This is a genomic window from Imperialibacter sp. (genome assembly GCF_048007035.1).
Lineage (GTDB): Bacteria > Bacteroidota > Bacteroidia > Cytophagales > Cyclobacteriaceae > Imperialibacter.
Genome location: NZ_CP180355.1, coordinates 697,002 through 717,527 on the forward strand (window position 1 = coordinate 697,002; position 20,526 = coordinate 717,527).

Genomic DNA, 20,526 nt, shown 5'->3' on the forward strand with positions numbered 1-20,526 from the left:
GAAAGCCATTTATCGGAATGGCCGACCGTTTTTGTTGATCTAATTTACTGGTTTAAGACTACATTTAAGTATGTTTTGGTAAGAATATCTGATACTTTTTTTTGCCCTTTTTTATACTCTTTTTCATGAAATGCGTTGCTGATTCGATACAAATCCGTCAGCCATTCGATGAGTCGGTGACTGTTTTGCAGCACAGGTAATGTTAACACTTTAGATCGCCCTTGTAGCGTACTGACTAGCTTATGAAAGCTCAAATCCTTTTGGGTTAAATTCTTTAAGTGATTAAGAAAAGTCCAGTTTAACATTACCCACAGCAGCTTGATGAGAATGATGCATTCTAAACGGGTCGCATTCACTGGGTGTATTTTATGTAATCTCATCACACTTTTCCAGGTTTTAAAGACAAGTTCTACCTGCCATCTCAATGTGTAGAGATCATAAATCTGAGAGGCGGTACATTTTTCCCTTTCCACGTTGGTTACAAATAGATTCAAGCCAATGGCCTCTAACACGTCAGTCCCTAATTTTCTATTCGCTGATTTCTTCCTTAAGCGTTTCTGCTTTTGTTCTTTTGTGAGCAAATTAGCCACAAGCCGTACCTTAGTACGAGTTTTTTCGCCAACATATACATCCATGTCCAGATACCTTTCTTTCTTTTCCTTTAATAAGCTGATAATAGAGGCTGTTGGAAGTAATGAGTATTCTCCCTCCTTGAGGATATAGAAATTCCATTGTGACTTTGCCCTGCTGATAAAGTAGATGTCTTTGCTGCTTAGCTCTTTAAATGCCTTAGGAGAAAAATACCCTAAATCTCTTAGCAATAATGTTTTGGGAGGTACCTTCTCAATATTCTTCATCCCCTCAATGCTATCAGAATCTCGTGATGAGCCAATGGAAATCTCGGTTACCTTAGAGCCTAGCAACTGATACTCAAATTGGATTTGAACACTGGCTTCCCTTCCCTCTCCTCCATACCCAGGAAAAGTATCTGCTACCTTTTTGGATACTTTAAATTCTGAACTATCCATGATACGGATATCAGTAAACCAACTGGAGGGAATGCTTTCTTCTGAATTATGGGCCATTTGCTGTGTCAATACCTCTTGGAGAAGTCCTGCAAGCATCTGTTTTGTGTTTTTATTGAAACGCTTATCAAGAGCTTGTTTAGAAACACTCACGCCATGATGATGTGCAAGATCTATACTGTATTCAGATAGAGAAGGGCATTTGCCATTATTGCTAAAAAAAACCACGTCCAGAAATGCCTTTGGCGAAATGACCGACTTACGCTTTTTGAATGACGATGCTTTTGCAATGGCCTCAATACGCTCATCAGAAACAAATTTTGAGAGGTATTTTGAGAAATTCCTGATTTTTCGGCACAAAATCGAGTTCAGTTTCTTTTCCTAGCCCTTTTTCGCTTAGGTTGACGGCTATGGTGAAACACAAACCACTGCCGAGAGAGTACCGCCCTCTGCTGCCAGCGGCCACCGGGTCGCACAGGCCTGTAGTTTCACTCTTTCGGCGTCTTTCCGCAATAGAAAAAGTTGTTCAACGCCTCGAAAACCTTTTGGAAATGCCCGGGAAAACGCTTGCAATCTCCGACACAAAAATTAACTTTATTAGCTCAGGCCTTCGACCTTCAACACACAAGTAAAGACACCGGCCTAAACATCATGCCATGAGAAAAGTAATTGCCTCCATCAATATGACCCTGGACGGGTTCTGCGACCACACGTCCGCAATTGCAGACGACGAATTACATGCGCATTTCAACGATGCATTGCGCAGCGCCGGCGTCCTGCTTTATGGCAGAACCACCTACCAGCTGATGGAGAGCTACTGGCCCACCGTGGTGAAAAACCCCACCGGCAACCAGCCAATCGATGAATTTGCTGTGCTGCTGGAGAACATCCCAAAAATCCTTTTTTCCCGCACGCTGAAAAGTGTGGACTGGACCAATGTCACACTAGCCAAAGGCGACCTTCAGGACGAAGTGCTGGCCCTGAAGCAGCAACCCGGCAAAGACATTTATTTGGGTAGCCCGAGCTTAATTTCTGCCCTTACGAGACATGGTTTAATCGACGAATACCATCTTTGTGTGCACCCGATCATCGCCGGAAAAGGACTGCGGCTGTTCAAAGACATCGACGACATGGCTACGCTCAAGCTCATCAAAACAAAAGCCCTCAAAGCCGGTCAACTGGTGCTTTACTATGAGGCGGTGAAGAAATGACTGCCCCACTCCAACCCCTTGGTTCGTGTCCCACCATAGCCGTCAACCTAAGAAATAATTGGTGGATATGGCAAGGCCATTCCGCATGGCCGAGTTTTATTTTCCATGTTTTTTGAAAGCCATTTATCGGAATGGCCGACCGTTTTTGTTGATCTAATTTACTGGTTTAAGACTACATTTAAGTATGTTTTGGTAAGAATATCTGATACTTTTTTTTGCCCTTTTTTATACTCTTTTTCATGAAATGCGTTGCTGATTCGATACAAATCCGTCAGCCATTCGATGAGTCGGTGACTGTTTTGCAGCACAGGTAATGTTAACACTTTAGATCGCCCTTGTAGCGTACTGACTAGCTTATGAAAGCTCAAATCCTTTTGGGTTAAATTCTTTAAGTGATTAAGAAAAGTCCAGTTTAACATTACCCACAGCAGCTTGATGAGAATGATGCATTCTAAACGGGTCGCATTCACTGGGTGTATTTTATGTAATCTCATCACACTTTTCCAGGTTTTAAAGACAAGTTCTACCTGCCATCTCAATGTGTAGAGATCATAAATCTGAGAGGCGGTACATTTTTCCCTTTCCACGTTGGTTACAAATAGATTCAAGCCAATGGCCTCTAACACGTCAGTCCCTAATTTTCTATTCGCTGATTTCTTCCTTAAGCGTTTCTGCTTTTGTTCTTTTGTGAGCAAATTAGCCACAAGCCGTACCTTAGTACGAGTTTTTTCGCCAACATATACATCCATGTCCAGATACCTTTCTTTCTTTTCCTTTAATAAGCTGATAATAGAGGCTGTTGGAAGTAATGAGTATTCTCCCTCCTTGAGGATATAGAAATTCCATTGTGACTTTGCCCTGCTGATAAAGTAGATGTCTTTGCTGCTTAGCTCTTTAAATGCCTTAGGAGAAAAATACCCTAAATCTCTTAGCAATAATGTTTTGGGAGGTACCTTCTCAATATTCTTCATCCCCTCAATGCTATCAGAATCTCGTGATGAGCCAATGGAAATCTCGGTTACCTTAGAGCCTAGCAACTGATACTCAAATTGGATTTGAACACTGGCTTCCCTTCCCTCTCCTCCATACCCAGGAAAAGTATCTGCTACCTTTTTGGATACTTTAAATTCTGAACTATCCATGATACGGATATCAGTAAACCAACTGGAGGGAATGCTTTCTTCTGAATTATGGGCCATTTGCTGTGTCAATACCTCTTGGAGAAGTCCTGCAAGCATCTGTTTTGTGTTTTTATTGAAACGCTTATCAAGAGCTTGTTTAGAAACACTCACGCCATGATGATGTGCAAGATCTATACTGTATTCAGATAGAGAAGGGCATTTGCCATTATTGCTAAAAAAAACCACGTCCAGAAATGCCTTTGGCGAAATGACCGACTTACGCTTTTTGAATGACGATGCTTTTGCAATGGCCTCAATACGCTCATCAGAAACAAATTTTGAGAGGTATTTTGAGAAATTCCTGATTTTTCGGCACAAAATCGAGTTCAGTTTCTTTTCCTAGCCCTTTTTCGCTTAGGTTGACGGCTATGGTGAAGACACGAGCCATTGCGGTGGTGAATATGGATCGGTTCGTTCCCGGACGTCAGTGGAAAAATCCCCCCCTTTGAAAGTATTATACATTTTGTATAACATTTCAATCCTATCTTCGTAAATTGCTATGGATGAATGTCAAGGTAATTGAAGCAGAAAGTGATAAGATACTCAGCGCAAAAATTGCCTCAAATTATCAGGTACGAACGGGTTTGCCTTCCGTTACCGACGGATGGAGATTTAATTTCAACAAGCACGCTAAAAGGAAAAATCGTCAAACTTATGTTCTCTATTGCTCGCATTCACCGGAAATAATTGAGGGTTGCTTGATTTTCGAAATGAAGAATACTGTTGAGCCTTACATGGCTTACATTGAAATAGCTCCGCACAATAGACACGAGAAAGGTAAGTTGAGAAATGTTGCGGAATGCCTGATTGCATTCGCCTGCAGACTGAGCTTTGTCAATGGAAAGGGCGATTATTTAGGATGGCTTGCATTTGACGTATTTGAAGAAAGAAAGGAAGGAAGACGAAGCGAAACTAATGGCTTTATACTCATCCAAATACAAAGCGCTAAGACTAGGTGGCACAACCACAATGGTGATTCCTCCGGAAGGTGGTGAACAATTGATTGATGAATTTTTAAACAATTAATGATGAAAGCAAAGGAGATAGAACCGAAAGATATTTGGAATAAGGAGAAGAAGACCAGGCTAGGCAGTTTTATATCAGAGCAGTCTAAAAAGCAGCCAAAAGAAAGGCTCGTGAGAAACAAGCTGCTGTCTATTCAATATCAACTTGAAGACTATGCCAATAATCCTGAACCCCAACCTGAATTACGAATTCTTGATTTCGTGAAAATGTACCTGGAAGTGCTAAATATTTCCAAGCGAAGTTTGGCGCAATACTTTGAAATGCAGGATGGAAATCTCCATAAGTACTTGTCCGGGGAGCGAAAATTAAACGCAGAAATTGCGATGAAATTAAGCTCATTTTCGCACACACAACCCGAGCAATGGTTTGCTATCCAAATAAAAAATGAGTTATCCGCATTGAGAAGAGATAAAAAGGCCACTGAAAAGTTTAAAAAATACGGTTATGAAAACTTGGTTGACATCTAATACCTCAATAGTCGCTCCCTTGGCCCGTGAGACACGAGCCACTGCCATGGTTATGATATTTTTCACGTAAATTTTGCTACTAAAAAATTCACCTATGAAAATTAAACTCGTCCTGTCGGTATTGCTTCTGTTCGCATGCGTGGCCGCATTTGGTCAGGAAAAGCAGCCTGGCAAAGCCAGGAAGCAAAAACAGACCGTAGTAGAAAAAGGGCTCATCAAGGTGTCGATCATGTACCCCTTTGAAGAAGGAAAGACCTTTGACATCGACTATTATGAAACCAAACACATGCCCATGGTGGCAGGGTATTTAGGAGATAATTTGGTGAAATACACCATCGAAAAGGGCATGGCCAGCGGCATTCCCAACACACCATTACCCTATATGGCCATCGGCACGTTCTATGTAAAAGACCTGAGCGAATACCAGGCGGCCATCGGCCCAAACATCGCCACCATAAGAGCAGATTTCGCCAATTACACGAATGTGGCTCCCGTGATTCTCGTGAGTGAAGTAGTGAGGTGAGACCATCACGTCGGTGATTTGCTTCAGACACGCCTCTCTGTTCCCTCTGCGGTAAATATTACTTCTCAATTGAGTTGCTGTGGATTTTGAGGCTTTCTGCGACGGAAGCCGTAGATTCCTCTGGTTGCTGAACGTTGGATCACGCCCCTGTCAATTCGCTGCCTCCCGACGGAATGGCTTCGTGGAAAGGTCAGTGCAAGGCAGCCCTCCTTCTCCTTATAGGAGAGGGGAACGAAATGCGCAGCATTTCAAGGGGCGCCCGGCTTAGGGGTGAGCTTCAGCGCCATCAACAGGAAATCCTACTCACCGCCACCACACTCTCCACAATCAACCTCACTTCCTCGTCCGTCATTGTTGGATGCAGAGATTTCACCCAAGCGCTTGAGCGACTTGCGAACTCTTGAGCAATTAGCGAACTTTGAAGATGATCAAACGAGTTTACATCGACACGTCTGTATTTGGAGGATATTTCGACTCGGAATTTGATAATCCAACTAAGATTTTCTTTAAGACCCTGAATACTCAAAATACGACTATTCTCGTATCTCAAATCCTCGAACTCGAAATTTACAAAGCTCCTGATCACATTATTGAACTCTTCGAATCACTCTCTAATATCGAGAGGGTCGAACTTACGGGTGAAGTGAAGCAACTTGCTGAAATGTACATTACTGAAAAGGTTGTTGGACGGACTAGCATAGCGGATTGTCAACATATTGCATTGGCAACCATCAACAAGGCAGATGTGTTAGCCAGCTGGAACTTTAAACATATTGTGAACCTTGAACGAATAAGAGGTTATAATTCCATTAACTTTAGGGAAGGTTATCAGATGACTGAAATCCGAACACCGAACGAAATATTTAGAGATGAAGACGGCAACTAGAACACCATCGATGGTTCAACATTTGAGGGAAATTCGCAATCAAGTCAGTCTAGACATTATGAATATGTCATTAGCTGAGGAACGAGCCTATTTATCCGAACAACTTGCACAACTGAAGGCCAAGCACAAGAAGGCGAACAGGTAACAAATCCTTCAATCGTCCTCATTTGAGTCCCGATAATTATCGGGAGAAGGGCTGTCGGCCCGGAAGGATGTAACGAGACAGGCGATGGCATTGCCTCGTAAAAATCGTACTCACCTCATCCCACTCACCGCTTCCACTCCTTCCACAATCAACCTCACCTCCTCCTCGGTCATCGTCGGATGCAGGGAAATCCGTACCCAGCCGGGCTTGGCTGACGTATCGCCCTGATCGATCAGGTCGGTGATTTGCCGTGATCGATATTGATCGATGCCCAGCAGGTAGTGTCCATAAGTACCCGCACAAGAGCAGCCACCCCGGCACTGGATGCCAAAGTGGTCGTTGAGTAGCTGCACGGTGGTGTTGAAGTGCTGGCCCTCTATATAGAAAGACACAATCGGCAGCCTGTTGCTATGCTCAGGGGCCAGAATGCGCACACCGGGAATGCCGGACAACCCCTCCCATAAAATAGCCAGCAGCTCTTCTTCCCTCCTCGCCATTTGTTCTACGCCCATTTTTTCTTTCAGTTCAATGCACAGCGCTGCTTTGATCGTTTGGAGGATGGCCGGTGTTCCCCCATCTTCCCTGGCCTCAATGTCGTTCACATACTTCCGGCCACCCCAGGGATTGGTCCAGTCGACGGTGCCGCCGCCGCTGTTGTCAGGCACGTCGTTATAGTAGAGATTTCTGTTAAAGACCAGCACACCAGAAGCGCCCGGCCCGCCCAGGAACTTGTGGGGAGAAAAGTAAATGCCATCCAGGCCGGCTTCTTTGTCTTCGGGATGCATATTAATGTTGACGTAGGGTGCTGAGCAGGCAAAATCAACAAAACAGTAGCCTCCATGGCGATGTACCAGCCTGGCAATGTCGTAGTAAGGAGTTGTGATGCCCGTCACGTTGGAGCAGGCGGTAATGGCAGCAATCTTCAGCTTTCTGCTGGCGTACCTGCCAAATGCCTGGTCGAAATGAACCGGCTCAACGAGCCCGTTTGGGCCTGGCTCCACTACCACCACATCGGCGATGGTCTCCAGCCAGCTGGTGTGGTTGCTGTGGTGCTCCATATGCGTAACAAAAACGACAGGCCTTTCTTCCTCAGCCAGGTGAACATACTTTTTAAACTGCTCAGGCACCCGCAGGCCCAGGATGCGCTGCAGTTTGTTCACCACCTCAGTCGTGCCAGAACCCGTCGCAATAAGCACATCGTCGGCCGAGGCATGCACATGGGCTTTTATCAATTGCCGGGCTTCCTTGTATGCCTTTGTCATGAAGGCCCCGGAATGGCTGGTTTCGGTATGCGTGTTGGCCATCAGCGGCATGATCTCCTGCAGCAGCTTGCCTTCAATGGGCCAGTAGCACCGCCCGCTGGCCGTCCAGTCAGCATAAAGCATGCGGATGGAAGGATGCCTGGCCGTGGCTATTTGCTGGTCAATACCGATAATGTTTTTCCTGTAGGAAGCGATATTGGCTTCCAGATTCAGTGTTTGTTGATGTTTTTCCATGATTAACTTTTATCCCGCAAGCGGCCGCTGGGCCGCAGGCTTGTGGAAGCACTCTTTTCGGCGTCTCGCCGATTGCTCGTTAATACCATTTGGCTACTAAAAAAGCGGGACGCTCGGATAAGATAGGTCCAAGCGGACGCTTGAACCAGAGTGCGTCCCAGTTGCATCACGCTCAGCAGCCCTTTCTCATCAGCTTTCCCACCCTTTTCACTACTGGCCAGGAAGCCTTGCCCATGTCTTTGGTGTAGTAAGCAAGCCCCGTGCTGTCGTTTTCAAACTCAGCCTGTCCGCCGTAGAACCGAGTAAGGGCATTGACTTTTTCGGCCACCACAGAGTCTTCGCCGCTGGCCACCAACGGAAGCGTTGGGTAAAGCAAACGGTCGTACCAGTCGTGCACGCCGCCATAGAGAATGGATGATCGCTTTTTAATACCCGGAGGTAGTGAAATCCAGAGATGACGGGTGAGCAGGTCGTCGGCAGAATAAAACACGTAAGTAACACCGGGTTCCAGCCCATTCGTCTGTATTTCATTCAACGACATGTTTACCGCCGTTGGCAGGTGAAACTCTTCGTACAGGTCGGGCTCTCTGAGGTCGATCAGCACCAAAGGCTCCCTGTTCTTGATTTGCTCCGCCAGCGACAGCACCGACACAAACCGGGGCTCCTGGCTCACGCTTTTCGGGCCGTTGGGAAAGGCCAGCGCCACTATCAAAGACGCCACAGCCAGCAAAAGGGCCATGGCCGCCAGCTTCTGGTTGAGTGTTAGTTTCATCATTGAGCTGAGTACTTCTTTTCAAGTTGCTCCGAAGCCCAAAAACCAGCCAGCGCCATGCTTACGAGCAGAAACACCATGATGCCTTCGGGGATGCCGAAGTAGTCGTCCATTGTCACCTGCCCAAGTGGCCCGGCGGTGTAGAAATCTTCCAGCCAGGGGTATAGCTCGCCAAACAAAAAGATGCCGAAAAGCAAGCCAGCAACGTTCACTAATCCATCCAGGCTGCCAGTTGACGACGCCACGCAGGAGGTGCCAGGGCAGTAGCCGCCCACAATAAAACCCACGCCAAACACCAGTCCGCCGATGAGCTGGGGCCACACAAAGGTCGGCGTGAGGTAAATCATATCGGCCTGCAGCAGTCCCGCCCAGCTGAGCCAGAACACACCCAGCATGGCCGTGATGATGGCTGTGAACATCATTTTGAAGACAGTCATGTCACGGAAGTAAAACTGTCCTGCCAGCTTTTTGGCGCTGCCGAGCCCGGCACGTTCCAGAAAAAAACCGAAGGCCACGCCAGTGATGAGCGCAAAAGCAAGGCTGGCCTCCTCTCCTATCCATCCAAATTCGTAAAAAGGTCCGTTCATACCCAAAGTCGTTTAACAGCGCCTGCCATGGCATAGGCGCCGATGAATAATGCAATCATAAAAGTCCAGCTCCCCACGTTCATCATGGCACCACCGGTGAGGGCCTGTCCGCTGGTGCAGCCCCGGGCCAGCTTGGTGCCAAAGGCCATGATGATGCCACCGACAAAGGCGTACAGGAAGCGGCTATTGTTCGACAGCAACGTCCCTTTTTCTACCTTGAATTTGAACCGATGGGCCAGCTCGCCTGAGATAAACCCGCCAATGAGCACACCCAGCACTTCAAACACCAGCCAGTCTTTCAGCGGGCTCACGGTGCCGTCGCCGAGGTAACCCATGTAAAAAGTGCTGGCTTCGGCATGCGAGGCCGAAACCGCATTAACGCCCGTGGCCACCACGGAGGTCATGGCGCCTGAAGCGCCAATGCCACGCCCCATCACCACAAACGCCGCCAGCAGCACCAGGCCGAGGCCTACCCCGCAGACGTAAGGATTCCAATACGGCTGCGGCACCTTTAGTTCTTTTGACATATCAGTCTATTTCTATCGGGAGTTTTTCATCGGGACCCCATTCGTGGAAGGAGCCATCGTAGATTTTGATATCGGTATACCCAAGCAGTTTGGCCGACGTGTAAACGACCGTCAGCTGCATACCAATGTGGCAGTAAAGCACCAGCTGCTTGTCTTTGGACAGCCCCTGTGCCGCAAAAATAGCCCCGAGGTCTTCCAGCGACTTGAACTCGTAGGCGCCTGTGCTGGTTTTTTCGTACAGGCTTGTGTAGGGGATGGTTTTGGCGCCTGGTATCCTGCCCTTTCTGGCCCCGTGGGTGGGCTCGATGCCATTGTAGAAAACCGCTGCCCTGCAGTCGACGATATTGGTATTGGCGTCTTTGATACTTTTCAGCACATAGGCCTGGTCGGCCACAAGCCCAGTGTTAGGCTTAATGCTGAAAGCTCCTTTTGCAGGGGTGGGTGTTTCGGAAGACAGAGCCCCTCCACCGTCTTTCCAGGCCTTTAAGCCCCCATTCAGGATATAGGTTTTGCTGGCATGGCCGAGGTAATCGAAGGTGAAGTAGAGCCGGGTTACCATCGGAATCCAGTTTTCACCAGTGTAGATCACCACGTCTGTTGACGAGCTGACTCCTTTGCCTTCCAGGGTGCTTTTTAGTGTGGCATCCGACGGAAGGTCAAAAACATGGGGGTCGTCATCGACGGTGTACTCATCCCCCGCAATGAAAACAGCGCCGGGGATATGCTCTTGCTTGTAGTTGTTTTCTTGCCCTATGTGCAGGATCACGAGGTTGTCTTGTTTCATTCTGTTTTTCAGCCAATTGGCATCCACAAGGATATTGGACTTCTGGGCCAACAGTTGACAGGATAGCAGTAAAAGGGGGAGTCCGATGAATCTGAGTTTATGCATGACTTTGAGTTTTTCATGCAGTTTAGGGCTTCATCTTTTCTGTTTGGGTTAACGAAGCGTTAAACTCACTTAAGCAAAAGTTAAAAGTGTTAAAGAAAGGTTAAAAAGGGGCGGGTTTGGTTAAATATAGCTAATTTTTGAAAGAGATCTGCGACATTTGAGGAGGGGAATCACCACCTGACGGTTATTGCGATGGAGCGAAACAACATGCAATCTATGTTGAAGATCATCAAGCGACTGAAGCAATCTGTCTGTTAGGACATCGCTCCGGAATGAAAAGATTGCCGCAGCAGTGACAGAATTATGCACACAATCAACAAACAATTGGCACAGCCTCGCAATGACGTCGAAATAAAAAGCGATAATGAAATCCTTCGTTTTACCCCAACCCTAAAGGGAGCCGAAGGATTTCATTTTTGCATATTGTAACATGAAATAGCCATAAGGAAAGTCCATACCCAGCGAAATGAATAAAGTCGGAGAATAGTCGACTATCGCTTCCAAAAGGTTTTTGCTATTCCATCTGGCCGCTAAAAAGTAAATTTTATACAGATGAAACTATCAAAGTACACCTTCATCCTCCTCTTCCTCGTGGTAGTAACCTCGCTGGGGATGCTGCTGTACAATCAATACCGGATTCTTCAGCTGGACATTGACACCAACAAAATCACCATGAGCATGTCGGTCCCGGACATCCTGTCGGATCTGTATGACAACTCAATGTACAACGAGGAACTGGCTAACCTGGCACGACGGATCAGGGGAACGGACTCCTTCGAATTCACCAACACCTCGGAGCTCACCGACCCGCTGCAAGTGGTGCTAAAAGCAGAGATCGACAAGGTGCTTGCCCTCAATTACCCGGCATTCGAGTACCGGGTCGACGGATTCATGTCGGACGAATACGGCTGTATGATCCACCGCAACCACAGGCCAGAGCTGCCAAAGGCCAGGAATGTGCTCGACGCCGACAGCCACCTGTGCTTTTGCATGATCTACGACAATACACTTGACATTGCCATGACCTACACCAACAAAGAAGCGGCGGTGCTGGGCGAGTCGGCCGACATCATCCGTACCAGTCTGATCCTCATTGTCGTAATCCTCGGGGCCTTTGGCTACACCATTTACACGATCAACAAGCAGAAAAAGCTCTCCGACCTCAAGCGGGACTTCATCAACAACCTCACCCACGAATTCAAAACACCCATCTTCTCCATTTCACTGGCTGCCAAGTCGCTGAATGAAAGAGAAGAGATCAAGACTTCGGAAAAGATGACTTCCTACGTGAACCTCATTGGCGCAGAGAGCAAAAGGCTGCAAACACAGGTCGACAAGATTCTGCAGATGGCTATGCTCGACTCGGGCAACCTCCACCTCGAAAAAAAGACATTTGATCTCCATGAGGTGATCCGGCAAGTGGCGGACAGCTTTACCATGATCATTGCTGAAAAGCAAGGTGAAATAAAGCTCAGCTTGTCGGCAAAGAGGCACCTGATCACCGCCGATGAAACGCACATCAAAAACGTGCTGTACAACCTGATCGACAATGCACAGAAATACACCAACGGGGCGCCCAAAATCAACATCAGCACTTCCGACACAGCACAGAATGGCATCCTGCTACTGGTAAAAGACGAGGGCATTGGCATCGACGAGCGGGTACAGAAATACATCTTCGATCAGTTTTACCGGGCTCAGCAGGGCGATATCCACACGGTGAAAGGCTTTGGGCTGGGCCTCAGCTATGTCAAGCGCATTGTGGAATTTCATATGGGCACCATCAGCCTCAAGAGCCAACCAGGCACTGGCAGCGAATTCAGCATCTTTTTACCCCAGGTATCATGAGCAGCATTTTACTTGTAGAAGACGACCACAGCCTTGGCTATATTCTGAAAGAGTACCTGCAAATGCACGACTTTACAGTGGAATGGACGAAAGACGGCGAAGAAGGGCTGCAAGCGTTCCAACCGGGTAAGTTCGACATCTGCATCCTGGACGTAATGATGCCCAAAATGGACGGCTTTGCCCTGGCCGATAAACTGAAAGACCTTGATGCCACCATCCCCCTGATCTTTCTTACTGCCAAGTCGATGAAGATCGATAAACTGAAGGGCTTCAAGGCCGGTGCCGACGACTATATTGTGAAGCCGGTAGATGAAGAGGAGCTCATCATGCGGATTCAGGCGGTGCTGCGGCGCAGCGGCAAAGCCAGCTCAGGCACGGCTACCGAAAGCTACCAGATTGGGAGCTATACCTATCAACTCAAGAATCGGCAGCTGCTGCTCGATGGCAACACCCTCCACCTGACAAAGAAAGAGGCCCGGGTACTTCAAATGCTGTGCGAAGCCAAGGGCCAGCTGGTGGAAAGCGACAAAATTCTCCGTGAGGTGTGGGGCGAAAACACCTACTTTACCCGCCGCAGCATGGACGTGTACATCTCCAAACTCCGAAAGTACCTGAGCTCCGACGACGCCGTCAAGATCCAGAACATGCACGGGAGCGGGTATATTTTGGAGGAGGCATAATATTTTTGTGCCGCTTGCCTTTCGACTTCCATTTGGCGGCATTCTGACCTATCCATGAAATGTCGCCAATGCTGTTTATCGTTGATGGCGAACCCAGTTACTTACATAAATTGATTTATGGCTTTGCCATGTTCGAAAAAATTGATCCGGTTTTTAAATTGAGCGGTCGAACCCAAAAGTGTTATACGAGGCTCGGACCACCCGGCATTCATAAAGGAAAGAGATAACTCAAACTTAGTTGATGTGACAACCACCTTGCTTTTAAGTCAGTATAAGACCGATTCATCAAATCAGAAGACAAAAAGTATTCAACTCGAATTTTCCTGCTATCGCTAATTGCCTTTTCAACACCCACGCTTGCACTAATGCCAAGAATATCACCGGAGACCTCAGCCTCCCTATCGAGGTCATTGAAATATCTGGTTGATTTGTTACTTGTGCGTAAACCAAAACTCCCCCCCAATGAAACAAATGGCTGAATTTTCGGGGTAGGAAATAGGTAATATATCGAAATTGGGATTTCTATGTACGATACCTTTATCACTGTCGTATCAACGTATTGACCCCCAACATACTCAGCAATAACGCCAGAAAACCGAGATGTCCTGTTGCCAAATATCAGCTCCGGCTGCAGCGAAATATTCCGCCCAAGCGACATACTGCCCAAAACACCCACCACGGCACCTAATTCCGTGCTGAAAACTCCGTCGTTAAATTCGTTGTTATATCTGTTGGCACCCTTGACAAAATAATTAAGTCTGTTAATCGATACTCCTGCCCTAATCCCAAGAGTAAATTTGGTGCTACTAATGTCTGCATCTGAAAGTTTTGCATCTGGGTTCACGCAAAACTCATATTCTTTGATTGCTTTTGTAAGTTCGTTGGCGTTATAATGAGCTCTTTCAATTTTACTTTTTACTCCGGGACAGTCAGCCGTCAGATAAACAAGCGTTCTTACATACCTCTTGTCTTCAATAATCTTGAAGTCGATACTTTTATCCTCTTCATGAATTAGCTCTATCAACTCCCCTCCGTCCTTTCTCACATAAAAGACATTGCTTTTTTCATAGAGGCTAAGTACCCCATCAAAATATCGGAGAAAGAAGCTCGTTTCTTGATGTTCATCCTTAATAGACTCAAAATAATATCCACCCTCATAATAATAAGCATTCAACTGCGACGGCGAATAATTATCATACTGTACGCTATTTTTTGATTTAAATGAAACACTTCCATAAAGGTCTTGTTTCATTTTTATCTGACCATGTATGGTATCACCATCCAGGGTGATCAAGTATCCATTTTGCGAGTTAAAGTCTTGAGCTTTTAAAGAGTTAAAAACTGAAAAAATGATCGCTATTGACAGAAGTTTATGTTGGTAAGATTTCATGTGTATATAATTTATTTCTCAGCGGCCACATGGAATAGCTTTTACCAATTAGAATGAATATTTAGCTTTTCGATCCACTTATTCATTTCCGTTGGGTATGGTATTCCTTATGGCTATTTCATCAGGGTATTTTTGGCATGCCAAAGTATCAAAAACAAGATAAATATACATTCTCCACTAACACTTTACACTACTTCCGCCATTCACTTCCAGTATTCCCACACCCCCATATTGGTGTTGATTTCTTTGATTATATCTTTACAAGGTGCACACAACCAAATAGTTAAGTCAAAATTTGGTTTTGAATTTTAGGCACCAATGCTTATATTTCTTATCCAAAAAGAGGAAGACTATACTCATTCAACCTAACCACACTTGCTATGAAAAGTCCAATCGCTGTTGCAGGCATGCTTTGCCTGTCCTTGTTTTTCGATTCGTGTTCAAGCACTAATACAGAAGGTCGTGCTGACGGGGAGAAGAAAGAAACCTTTTCGTTAAATGAATTAGTACCGGAAGAGAAAACTGCTCCCGATTCAATTATTAAAGCTTTGAATGCTATGCACCACCAGCTCAAAGTGCTTGAACGAAGGACGGTACCTGGGCCATTTACTGCCCCGGCAATGAAGCACTATGCTGAATATGCCATTGATGTCAATGACTTACCAGTTATTAATCCAGGGCCCGGTGAATATGTGCACGTGATGGAAGGTCAGCGGGCTGGCTATCAAAATCTTACCATTGGAATAACGGAGACATTTCCTGGTGGAGCGCCTCCGATGCACTCACATGAGGGCGAAGAATCCCATGTGTTGTTAGAGGGCGAAATTTTGTACGCTTTAGGGGACACCGTATTTACTATGAAAGCACCATACATGGTCAATATCCAGGCTGGCGTTCCTCATGCTTTCAAAAATATTGGGGAGAAAACTGCCAACCTTGTAGTGATATTCCCAACTAATATCTGGAAGTACGACGTGCTCGACTACTTTCCGTTTGACTCCGATACAGTGAATGTGAGTGCGAGATTCGCCGATTTCAAAAATAAACTGGCCGGTAACTAACTCAGAAAGTCGTTTAATATTCCGACGGAGCACCTATTCTCAGCCATGTGACACCGTCGGCGGCTTAGCCGATGGAATCAGTTGGCATTGCAAAAATTGCCTGCCAGCAGACATATTGTGAATTAGAAGCAAAGACTTTGCTCCAATCCAGCTGAGATCAAATAAATTGTAGGCCAAATCGTGGTTATGCGCAAGCCAATGCGGGGACATGCCACCATCAACTTGATCACTGTGAATAATGAGCAAAGCCCAACTTCTGCAGTATGTTCGCAGCTTTGTTTCGCTCACCAACGAAGAGGCAGAGCAGTTTGCAGCTCCTTTTGAGGAGGTTCATGTAAAAAAGCGGCAATTCATTGTTCAGCCCAATTTCACCAGCAGGCACCGGGCTTTTGTAGTAAAGGGTGCCTTCAGAAGCTATGCCGTGCACGACGGGCAGGAACACACCCTTCAGTTTGCCATCGAAAATTGGTGGGTGTCGGATTTCAACAGTTACATCTACCAGCATCCGGCAACGCTCTTTGTTGTGGCCCTGGAAGACAGCATCCTTCTCCAGATTGAACACGCCAAAGAGCAGGAATTGAAAAAGGCCAATCATAAATTTGAGACCTTCTTCAGAATTATGGCCGAGAAGGGGCTGGCGTTTGAACACAGGAGGATCATCTTCAACCTTTGCCACTCTGCCGAAGCCCGTTACGAAAATTTCATCCTGAACTTCCCCAATTTTATTCAGCGGGTGCCGCAATACGCCCTGGCTTCTTATCTGGGTATGACCACCGAGTTTCTGTCACGGATTCGCAACAAAAAAGCGCACAGGAGAAGTTGAACTACATCAACCTTTTTTCTTGATCTGCTTCATTTTTACTGCCTTTTGATCGCCGCACTTTTGTGCTGTCAATTTTGACAAATGATCTAAAAAAGAAAAAAATGGAACAATCGCTGAACGAAATCTTCTCGGCCAAAAACGAGATGGTCAAGAAAGGGCAGATCGTGGAGGCAACCGAAAAGTATTTTGCCCCCAATGCCAAAACCATCGACTTTGACGGTACAGTAACCCACAACAAATCGGAAATGGTTGCCAAAATGCAGGGGTTTGCCGGCGCCATAGCAAAAGTCAATGGCATTGAGCTGCACCACGCCGCCCTCAACGGAGACACCTCTTTTGCCGAATTCACTTTCGATTTCGACATGAAGGATGGTAGCAAAATTCTGTGGCATGAAATCCTCAAAACTTCCTGGAAAAATGGCCAGATCGTGGAGGAACAGTATTTCAAAGCTTAAACAACGCTAACGATGAAATTTGTAACCAAAAGAATCCACGCTTACCTGGACTATCCTGTGGCGGTGGCATTGATGGCTCTGCCTTTTGTGCTGGGGCTGGGTAGGTCGCATACGTTCGCTCTACAGCTCTCCGTGGCCACAGGGGTGGCTGCCTTTGTTCTCACGCTGCTTACTGACCACCACCTCGGCGTGATGCGGGTGATTCCCTACCGGGTTCACCTCATCGTAGACGCCCTGGTTGGGGCGACGTTCGTGCTGGCTCCCTTTGTCCTCTCCTTCAAAGGACTAGACACCTATTACTACCTGATCAACGGCGTGGCTGTGTTAGCAGTAGTAAGTATGCACAAACCCGAAGCGGTCAGTTCAAAGTCATAACCAGGAACTATCATTTAAACATTTTTAAAACCATACAAACAGACAAACAATGAAAACATTTTCATTCATACTAGCAGCATTGCTTATTTCAACCATCGGCTTTTCGCAGGACATCAAAGCCAGCTACAATATTGACGACAGCAAAATCGCTTTGCAAGGCTACAGCCCCGTGTCGTACCTTGATTTAGGGAGTGCCCAAAAAGGCCAGAAGGAGTTCAAGGCTACCCACGACGGCGTGGCTTTCTACTTCACTGACGCTAAACAGAAAAAGGCCTTTGACGCCAACCCTCAGAGGTATTTGCCACAATACGGAGGCTACTGTGCCTTTGGTGTGTCCGTTGGCGCAAAATTCAGGGTTGATCCTAATAAATTTGTTGTGAAAGACGGAAAATACTACTTATTTCTTTACAACATGGAAGTAGATGCCCAGCAGTTATGGCTGGAGGGCAATCACAACCAGTTGACCTCGAAAGCCGACGCTAACTGGAAAAAGCTGAGCAAAGAATAGTAGCCAACAAGCAGTCAACTTCACGCCACCTGTAGCACAGCGCCTCAGGTGGCTTTATACCATTAGGAGATGGACAAGCTTCTCAACGAGATCAGACATTGCAGTGTGTGCAAAGAGCATTTGCCGTATGCACCCAGGCCCATCATTCAGGCCAGCCGGGCAGCCAAAGTGGTGGTGATAGGACAGGCCCCGGGACTCAAAGTGCAGCAAAGTGGCATCCCCTGGGACGATGCCAGCGGCGACAACCTGAGAAGCTGGTTGGGTGTAAGCAGGGAAACTTTCTACAATGACAAGCTCCTCGCACTTATGCCCATGGGTTTTTGCTATCCTGGCGCCGGAAAAAGTGGCGACTTGCCACCAAGGCCGGAATGCGCTCCGTTGTGGCATCCACCTGTGTTGGAATCAATGCCTGAGGTGCGGGTCACGCTGCTGATCGGGCAATATGCGCAGGCCTACTATTTGAAAAACCGACGCAAAAGCACACTCACTGAGACGGTGAAGAGTTATCAAACGTATTTACCAGAATATCTGCCTCTGCCACACCCTTCGCCCCGCAACAATATATGGCAAAAGAAAAACAGCTGGTTTAGGGAGGATGTGCTACCCACGCTGCAATCTATCGTATTACCCCTGTTGACAACTAACAATGAATATTGAGTTCAGAAAGCTCTCGGAAATAAGTAAGCCAGCTATCATGGCATTAATGAACCACCCACTCGTCAGGCGACAGATGCCCCTGCTGAAAGATCATTTCGACGAAAATGCCTGCGAAACCTTCGTTGCATCTAAAATGAAACTGTGGAATGATCATGGATACGGCCCGTGGGCATTCGTGGTGAACAATGAATTTGCCGGCTGGGGTGGCTTGCAGCCTGAGGACGGCGAGGCTGATTTGGCCCTTGTTTTTCATCCCAGTTACTGGGGCCTTGGAAAAAAGCTTTACCAGAAAATCATTGGCCGGGCGTTTACAGAAATGGGGCTGGAGTCCGTCACCGTGCTGTTTCCCCCCAGCCGAACCAGGGTGAAAGGCCTGCTGCGTCTCGGCTTCACAGAAGAAAGCGAGGTGTATATAGGCCAGCATCGCTTCATCAGATACAGGTTGAAAAGTCCGGTGTAAAGAAAGCAAGGGAGTCGTTTCTCCTGGCTGTTTGATGGTAAAAGATTTAATTCCCTATTTTTATAAAACACCCAACCGCACTACCTACATGAAGAGAAGAACCTTTGTCCGAAACCTGGCCCTGGCCACTCCCGCACTGGCCTTTATGCCCTACCTCGACCTGCTGGGCCACTCACTTTCAGGGAAAGTAAAGATAACCGATGTGCAGTGTGTACTAACCAAAATCGGCTTTAGGGTGAGCCCACTCGTCAAGATCAGTACCAATGTGGGGCTGGTAGGCATTGGCGAGTGTCATCACGACGAAACGGGGTATGGAGCCAAAGACATCATCCAAAATGTTTGCAAGCCTATTTTGATGGATCAGGATCCGCTGGACCTGGAGTACCTCGTATTCAAAATGAGCACCCGCACCTCGTACTATGGCGGCAACCACGGACTGGCCACCCACGCCATCACCGGTGTGGAGTTTGCCATGTGGGACCTGATTGGCAAAATCACCGAACAGCCGGTGCACAAAATATTAGGCGGTGGCAGTCATGTGAAGGAAGTGAGGGCCTATGCCTCGTCGGGCCCGCAGGACATGTTAAGCAAAGACTCCTGTGCAGAATTCGCAGCGCTGATGAAAAGCCAGGGATGGACTGCCTGCAAAACCAATATCCTAAGAGACCAGGAGTGGAACAAGCTTGACAACCGCCGGCTGTCCAATGTAGAAGCAGACCGCAATGGAACAGGCTATGCTAATATGAGGGAAGCTCTCGGGCTTGAATTTGATATTGCCGTTCACTGCCACTGGGAGTTTGACTTTGATAGTGCATTAAGGCTGGCCAATGCAGTAGCACCTATACGTCCCATCTGGATGGAAGACCCCCTTCCCATTGCCTACAACGAACAATGGGTCAAGCTGACGGAAAAGTCGCCCGTTCCGATCCTTACCGGAGAGAATCTCTATACCCGTGACGACTTCAGGCCCTTCATCGTCAACCAGGGCGTCAACTTGATTGAGATAGACGTGTCGATGGCGGGAGGGCTCCTGGAAGCCAAGAAAATTGCCGACCTGGCCGAGACCTATTATATTCCAGTATGTACGCACAATGTCGCCGGCCCTATTGCCACCATTGCATCAGCTAATTTTGCTGCATCAGTGCGGGAGTTCGTTGCCCATGAAGCGTTTATCTTCCACCCGAAGAACAAGGCAGGCAATGGCATCAATGGTGACCCCGATGTGCTTGGCTACGATAAGGACGTGATTAAGAACGGCCACATCCAGCTCAGCGAGCGGCCTGGCTTTGGGATCGAACTCAATGAGAAGCTTATCAAAGAGAAATATTTGGTAGCAGGTGAAAATTGGTGGAAATAGGCGAACAGGTAAAGTTCCTGGTCTTCCAGCCTCTACCTTCATATGGCTCGTGGACAGGTAGACACAATGGGCTGCGGGTGCAGCGATGTGGGTATGGAGGGTGCTGGTGGGCATGAGATAGCAAGATATCTCTGTTTTCCCAACTGGGTACGAACTAGTATTGTTTGCTATTGGTGG

At 47.1% G+C, this 20,526-nt stretch carries 24 protein-coding genes; 16 read left to right on the plus strand and 8 right to left on the minus strand.

The annotated features are described in order from the left end of the window. Nucleotides 1-44: 44 nt before the first annotated feature. Nucleotides 45-1,385 carry an IS4 family transposase gene (locus tag ACMVP2_RS03150; RefSeq protein WP_416864363.1) on the minus strand — a complete coding sequence of 447 codons (1,341 nt, stop codon included), beginning with the start codon at nucleotides 1,383-1,385 and terminating at the stop codon, nucleotides 45-47. Nucleotides 1,386-1,681: 296 nt separating this feature from the next. Between ACMVP2_RS03150 and ACMVP2_RS03155 the strand changes: the two genes are divergently transcribed. Continuing rightward, nucleotides 1,682-2,236: a dihydrofolate reductase family protein gene (locus ACMVP2_RS03155; RefSeq protein ID WP_416866674.1), complete on the plus strand. Its 555-nt coding sequence runs from the start codon at nucleotides 1,682-1,684 to the stop codon at nucleotides 2,234-2,236. A gap of 158 nt (nucleotides 2,237-2,394) precedes the next feature. On the opposite strand, the gene ACMVP2_RS03160 is transcribed toward ACMVP2_RS03155, so the two are convergent. Next, nucleotides 2,395-3,735: an IS4 family transposase gene (locus ACMVP2_RS03160; RefSeq protein WP_416864363.1), complete on the minus strand. Its 1,341-nt coding sequence runs from the start codon at nucleotides 3,733-3,735 to the stop codon at nucleotides 2,395-2,397. Nucleotides 3,736-3,920: 185 nt separating this feature from the next. On the opposite strand from ACMVP2_RS03160, the gene ACMVP2_RS03165 reads away from it, so the two are divergent. The 5 genes from ACMVP2_RS03165 to ACMVP2_RS03185 all read left to right on the plus strand — a co-directional run bounded on the left by ACMVP2_RS03165 (nucleotide 3,921) and on the right by ACMVP2_RS03185 (nucleotide 6,319). After that, the gene (locus ACMVP2_RS03165) at nucleotides 3,921-4,412 is read left to right on the plus strand and encodes a hypothetical protein (RefSeq protein ID WP_416866675.1); all 492 of its coding nucleotides are present in this window, start codon (nucleotides 3,921-3,923) and stop codon (nucleotides 4,410-4,412) included. A 30-nt stretch (nucleotides 4,413-4,442) separates the two neighbouring features. Further along, on the plus strand, nucleotides 4,443-4,910 hold the full coding sequence (locus ACMVP2_RS03170; RefSeq protein WP_416866676.1) for a helix-turn-helix transcriptional regulator: 468 nt from the start codon (nucleotides 4,443-4,445) through the stop codon (nucleotides 4,908-4,910). Nucleotides 4,911-5,004: 94 nt separating this feature from the next. Next, nucleotides 5,005-5,433: an EthD family reductase gene (locus ACMVP2_RS03175; protein WP_416866677.1), complete on the plus strand. Its 429-nt coding sequence runs from the start codon at nucleotides 5,005-5,007 to the stop codon at nucleotides 5,431-5,433. A 134-nt stretch (nucleotides 5,434-5,567) separates the two neighbouring features. Continuing rightward, nucleotides 5,568-5,837 (plus strand): hypothetical protein, encoded by a 270-nt coding sequence (locus ACMVP2_RS03180; protein WP_416866678.1) that lies wholly within the window; start codon nucleotides 5,568-5,570, stop codon nucleotides 5,835-5,837. A 20-nt stretch (nucleotides 5,838-5,857) separates the two neighbouring features. Then, nucleotides 5,858-6,319: a PIN domain-containing protein gene (locus ACMVP2_RS03185; protein ID WP_317487618.1), complete on the plus strand. Its 462-nt coding sequence runs from the start codon at nucleotides 5,858-5,860 to the stop codon at nucleotides 6,317-6,319. A 255-nt stretch (nucleotides 6,320-6,574) separates the two neighbouring features. Here the strand turns inward: ACMVP2_RS03185 and ACMVP2_RS03190 are convergent, their stop codons facing one another. From ACMVP2_RS03190 to ACMVP2_RS03210, 5 genes are all read right to left on the minus strand, one after another. Continuing rightward, complete coding sequence (locus ACMVP2_RS03190; protein WP_416866679.1) at nucleotides 6,575-7,960, minus strand: aminotransferase class V-fold PLP-dependent enzyme; 1,386 nt, start codon at nucleotides 7,958-7,960, stop codon at nucleotides 6,575-6,577. 172 nt (nucleotides 7,961-8,132) lie between these two features. Then, the gene (locus tag ACMVP2_RS03195) at nucleotides 8,133-8,735 is read right to left on the minus strand and encodes a rhodanese-like domain-containing protein (protein ID WP_416866680.1); all 603 of its coding nucleotides are present in this window, start codon (nucleotides 8,733-8,735) and stop codon (nucleotides 8,133-8,135) included. Next, nucleotides 8,732-9,319, minus strand: coding sequence for a YeeE/YedE thiosulfate transporter family protein (locus tag ACMVP2_RS03200; protein ID WP_416866681.1), 588 nt, complete (start codon nucleotides 9,317-9,319; stop codon nucleotides 8,732-8,734). The genes ACMVP2_RS03195 and ACMVP2_RS03200 overlap by 4 nt, the downstream gene beginning before the upstream one ends. After that, nucleotides 9,316-9,846, minus strand: coding sequence for a YeeE/YedE thiosulfate transporter family protein (locus ACMVP2_RS03205; protein ID WP_416866682.1), 531 nt, complete (start codon nucleotides 9,844-9,846; stop codon nucleotides 9,316-9,318). Before ACMVP2_RS03205 ends, ACMVP2_RS03200 begins: the two co-directional genes overlap by 4 nt. A gap of 1 nt (nucleotide 9,847) precedes the next feature. Continuing rightward, nucleotides 9,848-10,735, minus strand: coding sequence for a sulfurtransferase (locus tag ACMVP2_RS03210; RefSeq protein ID WP_416866683.1), 888 nt, complete (start codon nucleotides 10,733-10,735; stop codon nucleotides 9,848-9,850). 552 nt (nucleotides 10,736-11,287) lie between these two features. Here ACMVP2_RS03210 and ACMVP2_RS03215 point away from each other — a divergent pair. Together ACMVP2_RS03215 and ACMVP2_RS03220 are read left to right on the plus strand one after the other, a co-directional pair. Beyond that, the gene (locus ACMVP2_RS03215; RefSeq protein WP_416866684.1) at nucleotides 11,288-12,583 is read left to right on the plus strand and encodes a sensor histidine kinase; all 1,296 of its coding nucleotides are present in this window, start codon (nucleotides 11,288-11,290) and stop codon (nucleotides 12,581-12,583) included. Beyond that, the gene (locus ACMVP2_RS03220; RefSeq protein WP_416866685.1) at nucleotides 12,580-13,263 is read left to right on the plus strand and encodes a response regulator transcription factor; all 684 of its coding nucleotides are present in this window, start codon (nucleotides 12,580-12,582) and stop codon (nucleotides 13,261-13,263) included. Before ACMVP2_RS03215 ends, ACMVP2_RS03220 begins: the two co-directional genes overlap by 4 nt. A 208-nt stretch (nucleotides 13,264-13,471) precedes the next feature. Here ACMVP2_RS03220 and ACMVP2_RS03225 read toward each other — a convergent pair whose 3' ends face one another. Continuing rightward, nucleotides 13,472-14,653: a porin family protein gene (locus ACMVP2_RS03225; RefSeq protein WP_416866686.1), complete on the minus strand. Its 1,182-nt coding sequence runs from the start codon at nucleotides 14,651-14,653 to the stop codon at nucleotides 13,472-13,474. Between the two features lie 380 nt (nucleotides 14,654-15,033). Here ACMVP2_RS03225 and ACMVP2_RS03230 point away from each other — a divergent pair, with 380 nt between their 5' ends. The 8 genes from ACMVP2_RS03230 (at nucleotide 15,034) to ACMVP2_RS03265 (ending at nucleotide 20,349) form a co-directional block, all read left to right on the plus strand. Continuing rightward, nucleotides 15,034-15,714 carry a cupin domain-containing protein gene (locus ACMVP2_RS03230; RefSeq protein WP_416866687.1) on the plus strand — a complete coding sequence of 227 codons (681 nt, stop codon included), beginning with the start codon at nucleotides 15,034-15,036 and terminating at the stop codon, nucleotides 15,712-15,714. 238 nt (nucleotides 15,715-15,952) lie between these two features. Then, nucleotides 15,953-16,537, plus strand: coding sequence for a Crp/Fnr family transcriptional regulator (locus tag ACMVP2_RS03235; RefSeq protein WP_339793442.1), 585 nt, complete (start codon nucleotides 15,953-15,955; stop codon nucleotides 16,535-16,537). A 101-nt stretch (nucleotides 16,538-16,638) separates the two neighbouring features. Then, complete coding sequence (locus ACMVP2_RS03240; RefSeq protein ID WP_416866688.1) at nucleotides 16,639-16,992, plus strand: hypothetical protein; 354 nt, start codon at nucleotides 16,639-16,641, stop codon at nucleotides 16,990-16,992. Between the two features lie 12 nt (nucleotides 16,993-17,004). Continuing rightward, nucleotides 17,005-17,367, plus strand: a complete 363-nt coding sequence (locus ACMVP2_RS03245) for an SPW repeat domain-containing protein (RefSeq protein ID WP_151999498.1) — start codon at nucleotides 17,005-17,007, stop codon at nucleotides 17,365-17,367. Nucleotides 17,368-17,416: 49 nt separating this feature from the next. Beyond that, nucleotides 17,417-17,875: a YHS domain-containing (seleno)protein gene (locus tag ACMVP2_RS03250; RefSeq protein WP_416866689.1), complete on the plus strand. Its 459-nt coding sequence runs from the start codon at nucleotides 17,417-17,419 to the stop codon at nucleotides 17,873-17,875. A 69-nt stretch (nucleotides 17,876-17,944) separates the two neighbouring features. Beyond that, complete coding sequence (locus ACMVP2_RS03255; protein WP_416866690.1) at nucleotides 17,945-18,532, plus strand: uracil-DNA glycosylase family protein; 588 nt, start codon at nucleotides 17,945-17,947, stop codon at nucleotides 18,530-18,532. Then, nucleotides 18,522-18,992 (plus strand): GNAT family N-acetyltransferase, encoded by a 471-nt coding sequence (locus tag ACMVP2_RS03260; RefSeq protein WP_416866691.1) that lies wholly within the window; start codon nucleotides 18,522-18,524, stop codon nucleotides 18,990-18,992. The genes ACMVP2_RS03255 and ACMVP2_RS03260 overlap by 11 nt, the downstream gene beginning before the upstream one ends. Nucleotides 18,993-19,080: 88 nt before the next feature. Next, nucleotides 19,081-20,349, plus strand: a complete 1,269-nt coding sequence (locus ACMVP2_RS03265) for a mandelate racemase/muconate lactonizing enzyme family protein (RefSeq protein WP_416866692.1) — start codon at nucleotides 19,081-19,083, stop codon at nucleotides 20,347-20,349. The last annotated feature ends 177 nt before the right edge of the window (nucleotides 20,350-20,526 follow it).

Bases quoted from the DNA above. Each gene is read 5' to 3' on its own strand.
- ACMVP2_RS03205 (WP_416866682.1), bottom strand. From the start codon at position 9,846: ATGTCAAAAGAACTAAAGGTGCCGCAGCCGTATTGGAATCCTTACGTC.
- ACMVP2_RS03185 (WP_317487618.1), top strand. From the start codon at position 5,858: ATGATCAAACGAGTTTACATCGACACGTCTGTATTTGGAGGATATTTC.
- ACMVP2_RS03155 (WP_416866674.1), top strand. From the start codon at position 1,682: ATGAGAAAAGTAATTGCCTCCATCAATATGACCCTGGACGGGTTCTGC.
- ACMVP2_RS03210 (WP_416866683.1), bottom strand. From the start codon at position 10,735: ATGCATAAACTCAGATTCATCGGACTCCCCCTTTTACTGCTATCCTGT.
- ACMVP2_RS03245 (WP_151999498.1), top strand. From the start codon at position 17,005: ATGAAATTTGTAACCAAAAGAATCCACGCTTACCTGGACTATCCTGTG.
- ACMVP2_RS03225 (WP_416866686.1), bottom strand. From the start codon at position 14,653: ATGAAATCTTACCAACATAAACTTCTGTCAATAGCGATCATTTTTTCA.
- ACMVP2_RS03215 (WP_416866684.1), top strand. From the start codon at position 11,288: ATGAAACTATCAAAGTACACCTTCATCCTCCTCTTCCTCGTGGTAGTA.
- ACMVP2_RS03235 (WP_339793442.1), top strand. From the start codon at position 15,953: ATGAGCAAAGCCCAACTTCTGCAGTATGTTCGCAGCTTTGTTTCGCTC.
- ACMVP2_RS03165 (WP_416866675.1), top strand. From the start codon at position 3,921: ATGAATGTCAAGGTAATTGAAGCAGAAAGTGATAAGATACTCAGCGCA.
- ACMVP2_RS03170 (WP_416866676.1), top strand. From the start codon at position 4,443: ATGATGAAAGCAAAGGAGATAGAACCGAAAGATATTTGGAATAAGGAG.
- ACMVP2_RS03265 (WP_416866692.1), top strand. From the start codon at position 19,081: ATGAAGAGAAGAACCTTTGTCCGAAACCTGGCCCTGGCCACTCCCGCA.
- ACMVP2_RS03240 (WP_416866688.1), top strand. From the start codon at position 16,639: ATGGAACAATCGCTGAACGAAATCTTCTCGGCCAAAAACGAGATGGTC.
- ACMVP2_RS03190 (WP_416866679.1), bottom strand. From the start codon at position 7,960: ATGGAAAAACATCAACAAACACTGAATCTGGAAGCCAATATCGCTTCC.
- ACMVP2_RS03255 (WP_416866690.1), top strand. From the start codon at position 17,945: ATGGACAAGCTTCTCAACGAGATCAGACATTGCAGTGTGTGCAAAGAG.
- ACMVP2_RS03200 (WP_416866681.1), bottom strand. From the start codon at position 9,319: ATGAACGGACCTTTTTACGAATTTGGATGGATAGGAGAGGAGGCCAGC.
- ACMVP2_RS03220 (WP_416866685.1), top strand. From the start codon at position 12,580: ATGAGCAGCATTTTACTTGTAGAAGACGACCACAGCCTTGGCTATATT.
- ACMVP2_RS03250 (WP_416866689.1), top strand. From the start codon at position 17,417: ATGAAAACATTTTCATTCATACTAGCAGCATTGCTTATTTCAACCATC.
- ACMVP2_RS03260 (WP_416866691.1), top strand. From the start codon at position 18,522: ATGAATATTGAGTTCAGAAAGCTCTCGGAAATAAGTAAGCCAGCTATC.
- ACMVP2_RS03195 (WP_416866680.1), bottom strand. From the start codon at position 8,735: ATGATGAAACTAACACTCAACCAGAAGCTGGCGGCCATGGCCCTTTTG.
- ACMVP2_RS03175 (WP_416866677.1), top strand. From the start codon at position 5,005: ATGAAAATTAAACTCGTCCTGTCGGTATTGCTTCTGTTCGCATGCGTG.
- ACMVP2_RS03230 (WP_416866687.1), top strand. From the start codon at position 15,034: ATGAAAAGTCCAATCGCTGTTGCAGGCATGCTTTGCCTGTCCTTGTTT.